At 64.0% G+C, this 12,794-nt stretch carries 16 protein-coding genes; all 16 read left to right on the forward strand.

All coding sequences use genetic code 11. The annotated features are described in order from the left end of the window. The first annotated feature begins 53 nt into the window (after positions 1-53). The 16 genes from PKC29_12045 to PKC29_12120 all read left to right on the forward strand — a co-directional run bounded on the left by PKC29_12045 (position 54) and on the right by PKC29_12120 (position 12,784). Positions 54-1,337, forward strand: coding sequence for a hypothetical protein (locus PKC29_12045; GenBank protein HML96147.1), 1,284 nt, complete (start codon positions 54-56; stop codon positions 1,335-1,337). Continuing rightward, positions 1,330-1,704: a D-Ala-D-Ala carboxypeptidase family metallohydrolase gene (locus PKC29_12050; GenBank protein HML96148.1), complete on the forward strand. Its 375-nt coding sequence runs from the start codon at positions 1,330-1,332 to the stop codon at positions 1,702-1,704. The genes PKC29_12045 and PKC29_12050 overlap by 8 nt, the downstream gene beginning before the upstream one ends. After that, positions 1,701-2,120 (forward strand): DUF1353 domain-containing protein, encoded by a 420-nt coding sequence (locus PKC29_12055; protein HML96149.1) that lies wholly within the window; start codon positions 1,701-1,703, stop codon positions 2,118-2,120. The genes PKC29_12050 and PKC29_12055 overlap by 4 nt, the downstream gene beginning before the upstream one ends. Continuing rightward, positions 2,113-3,162, forward strand: coding sequence for a phage baseplate assembly protein V (locus PKC29_12060; protein ID HML96150.1), 1,050 nt, complete (start codon positions 2,113-2,115; stop codon positions 3,160-3,162). Before PKC29_12055 ends, PKC29_12060 begins: the two co-directional genes overlap by 8 nt. Before the next feature lie 12 nt (positions 3,163-3,174). Next, the gene (locus PKC29_12065) at positions 3,175-3,549 is read left to right on the forward strand and encodes a hypothetical protein (GenBank protein HML96151.1); all 375 of its coding nucleotides are present in this window, start codon (positions 3,175-3,177) and stop codon (positions 3,547-3,549) included. Then, positions 3,546-3,809, forward strand: a complete 264-nt coding sequence (locus PKC29_12070; protein HML96152.1) for a PAAR domain-containing protein — start codon at positions 3,546-3,548, stop codon at positions 3,807-3,809. Before PKC29_12065 ends, PKC29_12070 begins: the two co-directional genes overlap by 4 nt. 10 nt (positions 3,810-3,819) lie before the next feature. Next, entirely contained in the window at positions 3,820-4,128 is a 309-nt protein-coding gene (locus PKC29_12075) for a hypothetical protein (protein HML96153.1), read from the forward strand. Further along, the gene (locus PKC29_12080) at positions 4,125-5,135 is read left to right on the forward strand and encodes a hypothetical protein (GenBank protein HML96154.1); all 1,011 of its coding nucleotides are present in this window, start codon (positions 4,125-4,127) and stop codon (positions 5,133-5,135) included. The genes PKC29_12075 and PKC29_12080 overlap by 4 nt, the downstream gene beginning before the upstream one ends. 12 nt (positions 5,136-5,147) lie before the next feature. Continuing rightward, complete coding sequence (locus PKC29_12085) at positions 5,148-6,038, forward strand: hypothetical protein (GenBank protein ID HML96155.1); 891 nt, start codon at positions 5,148-5,150, stop codon at positions 6,036-6,038. Continuing rightward, positions 6,038-6,967, forward strand: coding sequence for a GPW/gp25 family protein (locus tag PKC29_12090; protein ID HML96156.1), 930 nt, complete (start codon positions 6,038-6,040; stop codon positions 6,965-6,967). The genes PKC29_12085 and PKC29_12090 overlap by 1 nt, the downstream gene beginning before the upstream one ends. A gap of 99 nt (positions 6,968-7,066) precedes the next feature. Further along, positions 7,067-8,476, forward strand: a complete 1,410-nt coding sequence (locus PKC29_12095) for a baseplate J/gp47 family protein (protein ID HML96157.1) — start codon at positions 7,067-7,069, stop codon at positions 8,474-8,476. Further along, positions 8,476-10,050, forward strand: coding sequence for a phage tail protein (locus PKC29_12100; GenBank protein HML96158.1), 1,575 nt, complete (start codon positions 8,476-8,478; stop codon positions 10,048-10,050). Before PKC29_12095 ends, PKC29_12100 begins: the two co-directional genes overlap by 1 nt. 10 nt (positions 10,051-10,060) lie before the next feature. Next, on the forward strand, positions 10,061-10,654 hold the full coding sequence (locus PKC29_12105) for a hypothetical protein (GenBank protein HML96159.1): 594 nt from the start codon (positions 10,061-10,063) through the stop codon (positions 10,652-10,654). A 10-nt stretch (positions 10,655-10,664) separates the two neighbouring features. Continuing rightward, positions 10,665-11,654 (forward strand): hypothetical protein, encoded by a 990-nt coding sequence (locus PKC29_12110; protein ID HML96160.1) that lies wholly within the window; start codon positions 10,665-10,667, stop codon positions 11,652-11,654. Positions 11,655-11,776: 122 nt separating this feature from the next. Continuing rightward, positions 11,777-12,238: a hypothetical protein gene (locus PKC29_12115; protein HML96161.1), complete on the forward strand. Its 462-nt coding sequence runs from the start codon at positions 11,777-11,779 to the stop codon at positions 12,236-12,238. Between the two features lie 12 nt (positions 12,239-12,250). After that, entirely contained in the window at positions 12,251-12,784 is a 534-nt protein-coding gene (locus PKC29_12120) for a hypothetical protein (GenBank protein ID HML96162.1), read from the forward strand. Positions 12,785-12,794: the final 10 nt, after the last annotated feature.

Consider the following 12,794-nt stretch of genomic DNA (forward strand, 5'->3'; position numbering starts at 1 on the left):
TCGCCATGCCTTCCGGTAAGTAAGCAGGGAACTGCGAACCGCCGGAGAAACGCATGGATCTGGATACATTCAAGCCGACATTTCTGATTCAGATCGAGGGGCAAGACCTTTCGAAGGACATCACCCAGGAGATCACCTCGTTCGTCTTCACCGACAACGAGGAGGAGCTGGATGTTCTCGAGCTGTCGGTGACCGACCGCAACCTGCAGTTCGTCGACGATCCGCTGTTCCAGGAAGGCAACGAGATCGTGGCCCGCTTCGGCTACGTGGGGAACCTCTCTCCGCGCAAGAAGGCGGTTATCAAGGACATCGATTACGACTTCCCGGAAAACGGCGATCCAACCATCCGCATCAAGGCCTACGACAAGGGCTTCAAACTCGCGGGCAAGGAGAACCAGAAAGTCTGGCAGAAACCCGCTCCCGGCGTCCTCTATTCGGAAATCGCCGAACAGATCGCCGCCGCCAACGGCCTCACGCCGGTGGTCACGGCCACCAAGGGAACCCATCTCCGCGTCACCCAGAGCAACATCTCGGACGCCCAGTTCCTCAAGGAGCTGGCGGAAAAGGCCCGCGACCGCGATGGCGACGGCGTGAGCGGCTATGTCTTCTACATCCAGGACGACGAACTCCATTTCCATCCCCGCGAGCTCGACCAGACGCCGCTTCTGACCCTCGAATATTTCACCGACACCAAGGGCCTGTTGCGCTCGTTCCGCCCCAGCACCCAATCCCAGGGAGCCAAGGGCGCAGGGGTCGAGACCAAGACGGTCGGCGTCGATCCGCGCAAGAAGGACGTGGTCGAGCACAAGGCTAACAACGCCACCACGCCGGAGCGGACGGCCCTGGGCAAGCAGACTTATCTGGTCGACGGCAACACCGGCGAAGGCAGCTTCAAGGAACAGGAGACGGGGCAGATCGTGCCCAGCTTCGACCGTTCCGAAGGCTTTCACGAAGAGCCGCGCCAGGAGCCCGCCCAGGACAGCGCCGAAGGCAAATTCCGCGAGGCCGAGCTGCGACAGGTCGAGGCGGACGCGGCCACCATCGGCATTCCCCAGCTACGCGCCAAGAAGAACGTCGAGATCAAGGGCGTGGGACGGAAGTTTTCCGGCATCTACTACTGCCACTCGGTGCGCCACAGCATCAGCGGCGCTGGCTATCTCTGCGAACTCAAACTCAAGAAGAACGCCCTCGGCAAGGGCGCGGGCGACAAGTCCGCCGAGTCCCAGGGCAAACCCAACGACAAGGAGGCCCCGCCCACGCCGCAAAACGAGCCGCCAGCCATGGTGACCATCGACGCGGACTCCGGCGCGGTCACACAAGGAGGCGGCAATGGGTGATCTCAGCAAGAATTTCAACCGTTCGGAATTCGCCTGCAAGGGCAAGAACTGCTGCGGCCATTCGGCTGCGGTCCATCCCGACCTGGTCGACGCCCTGCAGGCGTTGCGCGACCGCATCGGCAAACCGCTGTCCATCACCAGCGGCTTCCGCTGTAACCGGCACAATAAGGCGGTGGGCGGCGCGGAGCAGAGTTTCCACACGCTGGGCATGGCGGCCGACGTGAGCTGTCCGGCAGGCGTTTCGCCCGAGGAACTGGCGGTCATCGCCGAGGAGATTCCACTCTTCCGCGAGGGCGGCATCGGCGTCTACGCATCCTGGGTCCATCTCGACGTGCGCCAGTCGGGCAAAGCGAGGTGGCGGTCATGAGCGCCGAAACCAAGACTCTGTTTTCCGGCACCGCGCTGGGACTGTCCGGGCCTCTTCGGGTGGAGATCCTGCCCAATGGAATGACCGCCAGGCTGACCCAGCCGTTCCGTGTCCGCACCGCCACTGGCCGCATCATCGAAGTGCCCGCCGGGTTCGAGACCGACTTCGCCTCGGTGCCGCGCCTGTTCTGGCGCGTGGTGCCGCCCTGGGGGCGATATTCTCCGGCGGCCGTCGTTCACGACTACCTCTACCACTCCGGCAAGGTCTCGCGGCTTGCGGCCGACCGGCTCTTTCTCGAACTGATGGCGGCCCTGGGCGTGCCACTGTGGAAACGCCAGCTCATGTATTGGGCGGTTCGCCTGGGCGGCTGGCTGGCCTGGAACGCCAGTCGAAAGCGGGAGGCGGAGCATGCTTGAAACCCGCGACCGTCAATCCGAGGAACGCTACCGCAACCGCTGGTACGGCAAGTACCGGGCCTTCGTGCGCGATAACAACGACCCCGAACGCCTCGGCCGGGTCCGCCTGGAAATCCCCGCCGTGCTCGGCAGTGGGCGGGAGAACTGGTCCGAATGGGCCGCGCCCTGTTTTCCCTACGGCGGTAACGACGACACCGGCATGTTCCTGGTCCCCGAGGAAGGGGCCTCGGTCTGGGCCGAGTTCGAGGGCGGCGTCGTCCAGCATCCGATCTGGACCGGGGTCTGGCTGGCCAAGAGCAATCCCGGTGAGCAGCCCGAGGAATCCAAGCGCACCTGCGCGAATGCCTTCTGTCATGACTGCGAGGACAAGGTCGAGCATCAGACCAACCGGCACGACGATCTCGAACACAAGAAGTACCACGGCCATCCGCCGTATTACTGCCCACGCCTGAAGGTCCTGCTCAAGACCGAAACCGGCCACACCATCCTTGCCGATGACCGCGACGGCGACGAGCTGCTGCGGATCATCGACCGCGCTGGACAGATCCTCACCATGGAAGGGAAGGTGAAGCCCGAGATACAGAGCGGCAACGCCCTGCGCCGAGGCACGAAGGACGCCGAGAAAGGCGACCAGCTCGACATCGCTTCGCAGATCGTCGGCTCCCGCGCCCGCATCCAGCTCACCGACCTCTGCCGCCAGCAGGTAATCCTCGAAGCCTGGCAGGACAAGGAGAAGGTCCACATCCTCTCGTGCGACAAGGGCCGCTCCCGCTGGCAGAAGATCCTCATCGATACCACCAAGGGTCGGGAGAAGGTTCACATCTGGGGGCTCAACGGCACCCAGGAAATCCTCGTCGATTCCACCGCCGCCGCCGAACAGATCCGGCTCACCGACAAGGCCGGTCAGGTGGTGCGCATGAACGCCGCGCCCGGCCAGGAAAGCATCAGCGCCACCGACAAGTCCGGCAGCCTCGTGTTCATGGATGGGGTGGCCGGAAACATCATCATTCGCTCGACGAACACCGTCTTGATCAACACCTGAAGGAAGCATTGCATGGGAGAAAGAACAACAACGCCCTCCGGACTCTCGGCCAGCGAGGAATTGCTGGCTCGGACCTTCGATCATTGGCGGGAGGAATTCCGCAGCATCCTCGAAAACCATCGCCGGGAAATCCAGGACCGACTCGAGAAGATCGAGCGTGAAATCGAGAAGAAATCGGACAAGGAAAACGTCGAGGTGCTGGTCCGCTCGATCTATTCCGATCTGCACCGGCACGCCGAGGAGATCGACCGGTTGCACGCCCGGGTCGGCTCCAAGATGGGGACCGAGACCATGTGGAAGATCGTCGGCCTGGTGTTGACCATCGGCAGCACCATCGGCGGACTCGTCGGCTTTCTGATCCATCTGCTGCTAAAGGTGAATCCATGAGCTCCCAGGCGCGACTTGGCGACATCAGCAGTCACGGCGGCGTCATCATCACCGGGGCCAGTCGGACGCTGGACAACGGCATGCCGGTGGCCCGCATGGGGGATCTGCACGTCTGTCCCATCCCGGGGCATGGCGTGACGCCCATCGTGACCGGCAGCTTCGACACCATCACCGAAGGATTGCCCAACGCCCGCATCGGCGACATCACCGCCTGCGGAGCCATCATCCTCACCGGCAGTCCCGACACCATCGACAACTGAGGGGGCCGCCATGAACAATCTCGAACAGCCGCAGGAACCGCAATACTGGGATGTCTTCCCGAAACTGATCCGGGTCTCGCGATCCCCATTCGTCCAGCGTATTCCGCTCTCGATCCGGGGTCTGCCCGAAGCGCCTGTGTTCGAATCGTCCAATCCCGACGTGGCCAGTGTCGATGAGGACGGCAATGTCGAGTGCGGCTTCGTTCCCGGGGCAGCCATGATCCTGGTCTGGGATTCGCCCGAGCGGCTCAGCCTGCGGCACGTTCAGGTCGAGGTCTATGGCGGCGGCGTCTCCGCACCGGTGGAGGTCCCTTCATGACGGATACCCCACCAGCCTTCAGCCACTGGGAGGTTCAGCCTCGCTCCATCCGGCTCTCCGCTGGCGAGTTCGAGCAAAGGGTTCCGCTCTCCCTGCGCGGCGACGTGGACGCCCCGGTTTTTGCCTCCAGCAATCCGGAGGTCGCGGAGATCGGGCAGGATGGCGTCATTCGCTGCGGCTGGACCATCGGCAACGCCGTGCTCATGGTTTGGCGGTCTTCGGCCCGGGACAGCCTCCGCCATGTTCTGGTGGAGGTCCGCGATCCGTCCTGGTTCGCCGACCACCCGGACTTTGCCAGCGGAGCATCGGTTTTCCTCAGTGGCACGGTGGTCAACGCCATCAACACCAGCGGCGTCGGCAACGCGCTGATCGAATTCCGCCGCTCGGAAACCGGCCCTGCGGCGTTTCAGACCTTCGCCAACGCCTATGGCGGGTTTGAGCTGTCCGTGCCCGAGGGATTCTATTACGTGGAGGTCACAGCGCCGGGATACATCGCCTGGCATGGCTGGGTGAACGCCGACCCCAACACCTCCGGCGACATCCAGATCGTTCTTTCGCCCGAGCTCGACGGCCAGGTCGCCCGCATCGTGTTGCAGTGGGGCCTCAACCCCAGGGATCTCGATTCCCATCTCACCGGACCGACGCCATCGGGCGGTCGCTTCCATGTGTTCTATTCCCACACCATCGAAAACGAGGCGGCGGAATTGGACGTGGACGACACCAGCTCCTACGGGCCGGAGACCATCACCATCCATCGGCTCATCCCAGGTGTCTACCGGTACGCGGTCCACGACTACACCAACCGCAACGCCAATCCGAGCACCGGCCTGGCGCAGTCCGGAGCCTCGGTGAAAGTATTCCTGAGCGATGGCCGTGAGCAGACCTTCACCGTTCCCAACGCCCCGGGCACGGTCTGGACCGTGTTCGAAATCGACGGCGCGACCGGAACAGTGACGCCGGTCAACGCCATGAGCTATCAATCCCAACCCGCCAATGTCGGCATGTAATGGAGGTTGTCCATGATTTCCGAAGAACCCGCCGACTTGCAGGCCACCATCGAACAGACCGATTCTGGGGAACAGCAGTATGTGCTGCGGGCGCTCTGCGATCACCTGTCAGGCATTCGTGAGGAGCTTTCCGGCATCCGCACGCTGCTGGAGGCCGGTCACGCCGCCTCTGAGGCGATGCGCGGCCAGGCCCAGGCCTATCTTGAGGCCCAGCAGGCCAGGACCCAGGAGTACCTGGAGCAGGTACAGATCGAGCCGGAGCCCGATTTCTATCCCTTCGTCGAACTGCCTGCGGGCACCGAACCCCGGGATCTGCCGGATGGCAACCGGCTCTTCACCTTGCCCGACGGCATGATCCTGCGAACCACGGACGACCAGCGAATCTGCGTTATCGACGGCGGGGAACAGCGGGTCATCACCCCCGGACCCGGCACGGCCATCGAGGTCGCCCCGGGACGCCTTTACACCCTGGTCGAGTCCTATCTGCGTTCGCCCCAGGAGGCGGCCGGTATCAGCGGACTGCCTGCCGGGATCGAGCCGACCGCCATGGGCGCGGAACGCTTCGCGGTGGTTCTGCCCGAGGGCATCCGCCTCGACGTCGATCACCGGGAGCGGTTCATCACCCTGATCAACCCGGCCGGACCTATCGACATCATCGGCATCGGCCGTATCGAGGGTATCGGCGAAACCATCGCTGTTCGTCTGCTGTCCGGCGGAGCCAAGGGATTCCAGTGCGGCCAGTCCGGCCATGGCGGGCTGATCGAGGCGGACGGAACCATCCACCTGGGTCTGAAAAATGGTCTGGATCTGGTGGTCCGGTTCCAGGGAGAAGCCATCGACGACGGCACTTCGAAAAATGGCTGCGCCGCTCAGTGCGGCCTCGACTGCGAGGAGCGTACCTGATGAGCTATGACTTTCTCGGCAAGGGGCTGCGTTACCCGTTCCGGTTTCAGTCGCTATCCGGCGGCACCCAGGTCTCGACCGCCACCTCACGGGAGCACGAGCATATTCGCGAAAGCATCCTGCAGATCCTCGGCACCCGGATCGGCGAACGGTTCATGAATCCGGAGTTCGGCTCCCGGCTGAAGGATCTGGTGTTCGAACAGAACGACGAGGTGCTCAAGGGCCTGCTGCGCCATTACGTGATCGACGCCATCAAGCGCTGGGAAAAGCGGGTGATCATCACGGAGGTGCGCTTCGACGACCGGCCGCTGAACATCGACGGCAACCTGCTGCTGGTGCATATCGCCTACCGGGTGATCCAGAGCCAAGTGGACGGCAACCTGGTCTATCCCTTCTACAGAGAAGACCCGAACAATCCCGCGCCCAGCTATCCCCAGCCGGAGCCCGAGCCGGAACCCGAGCCGGAACCGCCGCCGGTGCGCAGCGTGCGCCTGTCGCCGGACGTGCGCTCGCTGTTCAATCTGCTCTGGTTCGACGCGGCCGAGATGAGCCCCGATCCGGCGGATTCCTTGATCTGGCCAGCCGGGAAATACGAAGTCGCCTACATCGAGGGAGCCTTTCAGGACCGCAACGGCAAGTGGATCGTCAGCGATCCGGGTGACAACCACGGCCATTACCTGACATTCGAGGGAGCGCCAGAAACGGAAGCGCCCCAAGCCGAGCACGCCCTCTATCTGGCCGCGAGCGGTCTGGGCTTCGACACCCCGAGTCAGGCGGAAGACAACGCCGCTGGCACCGTTCACCGGATCAGCACCCTGGAGCCGGGCCGCATCGGTCTGTTCTATTTCGAGGGCAAGAAGGAATCCCACTACCTCAACAACATCTCCGGGCAGCCCAATCCCGTCTGGCAACTGCGCGGCCCGCTCTGAGGCATCCCGCCTCCGACACATCCAGGCCCCTTCCGGTAAGTAACCGGCGTGGCGAGAGCATCAGGCGCTCTCGCATAACCGCCGAAAACCGGAGAGACCATGGGCCGCGCAAGCATCGGATACATCAACAAGGACTACGAATCGATCCGCCAAGAGCTGCTGGCGAAGATCCCGCAGCTCACCGACCGCTGGACCGATTTCAACCACTCCGATCTCGGCGTCGTCCTGCTCGATCTGTTCTGCGGCGTGGGCGACATGCTGGCCTACTACCTGGACGCCCAGGCGGCGGAGGCCTTTCTGCCCACGGCCCGCCAGCGCCAGAACGTCATCAACCTTTGCAAGCTCATCGGCTACCGGCTGGATTCGCCGGTGGCCTCCACCACCACGCTGCGTTTCCGCATCTCCGCCCCGCTCGGCAAGGACCTGACCATTCCGGCGGGGACGGCCTGCCGCGCCTTGCTGAGTGACGGCGAGGCGGATTTCGAGACGGTCGAGGACGGCCTGATCCCGCGAGGCGTGCTCTCGGTGGACATCCCGGCCCGGCAAGGCGTGCGCCGCACCGAGACCTTCACGTCGACGGGGTTGCCATTCCAGCGCATCCGCCTGACCGGCGACGTTATCGCCCAGAGCACGATCACCGTTACGGTGGGGGACGACGCCTGGAGCGAGGTCGATCATTTCCAGGACAGCCTGGCCGACAGCCGCCATTTCATGGCCGACCTGGACGCCCTCGACATCTCCACGCTGATTTTCGGCGACGGGCAAAGCGGCGCTGTACCGGTTCAGGGAAGCGCCATCACCGTCAGCTATCTGCAGACCATCGGAGACCAGGGCAATCTCGGTCCGAACCGGATCACCCAACTGCTGAGCCCGGTCTACCTTGACGGAGGCCAGGTCTCCCTGACCGTCACTAACCCGGTGCCCGCCACCGGTGGCGCTTCGCGGGAAGCCCTCGAACACGCCCGCCGACAGGCACCGGCGGAGCTGCGCAGTCTCTGGAAGGCCGTCACCCTGGAGGATTACCAGGCCCTCGCCGAGGGTTACCCCGGCGTCGCCAAGGCCAAGGTGCTCGACACCAATGCCTGTCAGAACATCCGCTATTACAACGTTCAACTGGCCATCGCCCCCAATGGCGGCGGAATGCCCTCGGCGTTGCTCAAGCGGGACCTCGCGGAGTTTCTCGAACGCCGCAAGGTCATCACGGTCGAGATCAACCTGTTCGACCCGATCTACCGACCCGTCTCCATAGACGCCGAGGTCTATGTCTGGCCCGGTGAACCGCTGGAAAACGTGCGCAGCCGCATCGAAGCCGCGCTCACCGATTTCTTTTCCTTCGACCGGGTCTCCTTCGGGCAGACCGTTCACTTCTCCGACCTGGTGGCCCTGATCGACGGCGTGCGCGGCGTCAGCCACATGCACCTGTACGCGCCCCAGCAGGACATCGAGCTTCGCCACGGCGAAATCCCGGTTCTCGGCAGCGTCAACCTCGATCTGCGGAGGGCCGGTTGATGTCGGATTGGTTCAAGGACAATCTGCTCGGCCTGCTGCCGCCGCTTTACGATCATAACGACGAAGCCGGTGACCTGCGCACCTTTCTGAGCCTTCCCGCTGGAACGCTCGACGAACTTAAGCAGGCCATCGACGAGTTCCCGACCATCTTCGATGTGGATCATTGCGACGAGCGTTTCCTGCCGCTGCTGGCGAGACTCGTCGGCCTCGAAGTGGACGGCACCTGTTCGCCGGACTGCCAGCGCCGCCGTGTGCGGGAGGCGGTCGAAATCTATCGTCGCAAGGGCACCATTCCGGCCATCGAGCGCGACTTCAACACGCTCGGCTGGAAGGGGGAACTGCAGGAGACCTTCCGCTCGGCGTTGCGTCTCAATGTCCGCTCCCGACTCAGCAACGCCAAGCTGCCCGGGCTGGTGTTCAGCCTCGGCGTGTTTCGCGTGCTGTGTCTCAACCAGACCGAAGGGCTGCGCGACGCCCTGGTGTTTCACCACCCGGCTGCCACACGCTGTTTCTGGCTCCAGTTTCTCCTGGAATGGATCGAAGGCGGCGCGATGCTCGACTTCGGGCATGCCAACGCCGTGCGCCGGATCGTATTGGCGTTTCTCGACGAAACCTTCGTCCTTGGCCGCTCCTCGCTCGGTTCCTGCCGTCACCTGACCAGCAAGCAGAGGGCCTGGGAGCTGCTGCAACTCACCAGCACCACGGAGATGCTCCCGGAAATCGACCGGGCCGCCGTGAAGGTCTCCCGTTTTCACGGCCGCCAGAACCGGATGCGCCTGAACCACAAGGCCCTCAACGACTGGCGGCTTCCGTACACCCGTGTCGGCGAGGATCGGGTTTCCTTCTGCACGCCCATCTACACCGGCCGCGATTTCGAGGGGGATGTGCTGGAAAGCGGCTTCGGGCTGGGCGAGAGCCATCTCAACCGTAAATCGCTGACCCATGGCGAGACCGCGCTGCGGTACTGCTTCCGGCAGAAGGATTTCTTTTTCGACACGCAGGCGGAACCGGTCGAGCGGGTGGAGGCCAAGTACGACCTGCGCCTGCCCTTGGAATCCCGGCACCGTCTCTGCTTCCAGCTCGGCCGCGCCAGGCTCAACGCTGGTCTCGACCTCACCGCCAACCAGGGCGGCATCAGCAATCTGCTGCTCGCCTCCACCGCTGGCTGCGACGCGGACGTCACCCTGGCCGTCGACCGGATCGACCGATGGCGGCGGAGAGGGCCTGTGTTCCGGCTCAACGCGAACACCCTGAACACCCGGTATCTGAGCAATGCGAATCTGACCGGCGAACGGGCCTCGCTTGAAGTCTACGTGGACACGGGCTCTCTCCAGCGCCATCGGGTCGAGACCATGAAGCTGGGCGCAAGCCCGCTCAACACCACCGGCCTGCGTCTCTCTGTGGACCGGACCCGCCCCCTGCGCGTCAGCCGCATGCGCCTCAACCAGGCCGGATTCCGCTGGTCGCGGCCTTCCTATCGCTGGCTGTTCCGTCAGCAGGATCTGCACGCGCCGACGCAGGCCGGGTTCGAGGCCGCCAACAACAACTATCGCGCCACCCAGTGGCCCATCTGAAGGAGAACCCATGGCGATACATCTCTATCTTGACGAAGCGCTGACCCAGCAGATTTCCGAGGGGGATTTCAGCCGCCCCGAGGCCGAGAGCTACAACGGCACCGACGGCGACATCAAGGATCGGCAGCTCTACGTCGCTAACGAGCAGACGAGCCTCGCCTCGGCCATCGACGCGTCGCAGACATCCATCGCCCTGGCCGAACCGCGTTTTGCCGACGGCGAGCTCATCATCATCGACGGCGAGCAGATGCTCGTCGAAAGCGGTGGCGGCACCGTCAATCTCACCGTGCAGCGGGGCGTGGCCAACACCGCTCCGGCCGCGCACGACGCCGGGACGACCGTCTATTCCGGCTACGACTACACCGGTCTGGTGCTCGATCCCATCGACGAAACCGGCACCGACGAATCGGTCTGGTACCGCCTGGCCCTGACCCAGGCCGAACTCGACACCGCCACCCAGGGCGCACCGCTCAATCTCGGCGACAAGGCATTCCAGCAGACGCTGTCCTTCTGGCGGCGCTGCACCGTGCTCCCGGGCACCCCGGTGCAAAACAAACTCGACATCAAGCTGCGCCTGACCGGCACGGAAAACCCGATTCTCTAAGGAGGCCGCCATGGCATACAACAGCATTCAAGGACTTGCCCACGGTCGGCTCGACCTGCTCAATCAACTGCGGACCTTTCTGGTGACCACTACCGGCTGGACCCTGCACGACGACCAGTCGGCCGACCCGCAGCCGTATTTCGTCTTCAAGTCGCACGGGGAATCCGGGGCCGAGGACGTCTATCTGCAGTTCCGTATCAGCGCCACCTCCGGGCGGATTCACGTCGCGGCATTCCAGTATTGGGACGCGGCCACCCACACCGGCGTCAACGAGGCTTCGCACACCAGTTACACCTACCTGCGGGTGGAGGACAGCGCCGACTTCATCTTCTGGCTGTTCGCCGACCTGGACCACGTCTTCGTGGTGACCAAGCTCGTCTCCACCTACTACGGCCATTACAGCGGCTTGCTGAAACGGTTCTGGTCCGGGGCCGTCGCGCTCACGCAGGCTGCGGTCACCGCCGGAAGCGGCGTGGTGCTTCAGGTCAACGACGCCACCGTGGTCACGCCCGGACAGGACTATGTGATCAAGGACGACGCGGGCATCGAACGCGTGCGGGTGAGCGCCATCGACACCGCCGTCACGCCGAACACCATCACCGTCGAAACCCTCGTTCGGGATTACGCCTCGGGAGCCAAGATCGGCGAGGACCCGCAGCCGGTCGTCAACAGCTACTACAACGCGCCGGGCACCTTCTACGCCGTGAACAAGTTCGACGGCTGGACTTCCGCGTCCGGCCAGCAGGGCCGCTGCGGCGCGGCCCACGGCGGGCTCCAGGGTGAAACCGATCCGGAGATGCGCTACGGCACCACCATCCTCTTTCCCTGGCTCGCCTCGATGTCCGGTTCCGCCGTCTACCAGGAACTGCGCGGCGAACTCATCGAGATCTTCTCCGTGGGCGGCGGCAATGTCGCCTCGGAAGACACCATTCAAATCGGAACGGACAGCTACCGCGTGTTCAACCTGACCACCGGCGGCTGGTGCGCGGTGAAGGAGTAACGCCATGGCAAATCAAAACGGAAAGCTCAAAACCGTCACCACGATCACCGGCCAGCGTCGCCCGGGAACGCTTGTGTCCATGAACCGTGGTCAGGCACTCAAGCTCAGCGGGAGGATTCGCCGTGGCCGTGCATAAGGGACAACTGGCATCCATCACCACCCGCAGAGGCATCCGGCGGCCGGAACTGCTCGCCATCGGCGCGGCGCAACCAGGAACGCTCTTCGAGCTGTTTTCCGGGGCACCGGCCAGGCGCACGGTGATGGTCCGGGCCGACAGCGCGGTGCGGGTCGCCCATCGGCTCGAACGTCGATCAGACCTCGCGCTTCGAGTGAACAACCGCCTGAACCGGAGCGCCGACCTGTGGCTCGTCGTCCATGGCCGTCTGGGCGTCGATGCCGACGTGGCGGTGCGGGTGACGAGTCCCTGGCAGCGGAGCATCGACACCAGCGTCCGGACATCCGGCGCACACATCAGCCGATCCGACACCGTTCAGCGCATCGCGATCCCGGCCGGACTGCTGGCCGACACGCGCCAGATCCTGTTCGCGGTGCTCATCCATCAAGACCACGAAATTCAGACCTAAAGGAGAACAGCAATGGCACTGGGACTCATCGTCAAAACCGGCCGGATACTGACGGCCAAACTCCTCCTCGGCCAGGCCGTGGACGGCATCACCCACTGCGCCATCGGCGACGGGGATGCCAGCTTCACCGACCCGCAGAATCCGCCCGCGCCGGATATCGGCCAGACCGGGCTCAGAAACGAACGCGCCCGCAAGCGCTACTACAAGCGGACCTTCCTCAAGGAGGACGCCGAAGGGGCGCTCCTGGTCAATGGCGTGCGCTATCTCGAAACCGGCGAGGAGACCAACACCATCGGTGTCTTCTTCCGCTTCGACGAGGCCGAGGCCAACGGCATCACTATCCGCGAATACGGCTTCTTCGGCGGCGACGTGCAGTACACGGCCAGCGTCACCGGGGATCTCGCCATGGGCGGCGTGTTCCATCAGGACACCAACCCGACCGGCGAGGTGCTGCGCCCGGGCTACCTGTACGAGGTGAAGAACATTCCCGACTTCAACAAGATTTCCGACACCCGCGTGGAGCTGGTCGGGATCATCAAGATCTAACTGGAGGATT

The organism is Thermodesulfobacteriota bacterium (assembly GCA_035325995.1).
Lineage (GTDB): Bacteria > Desulfobacterota_D > UBA1144 > Nemesobacterales > UBA2774 > JADLGH01.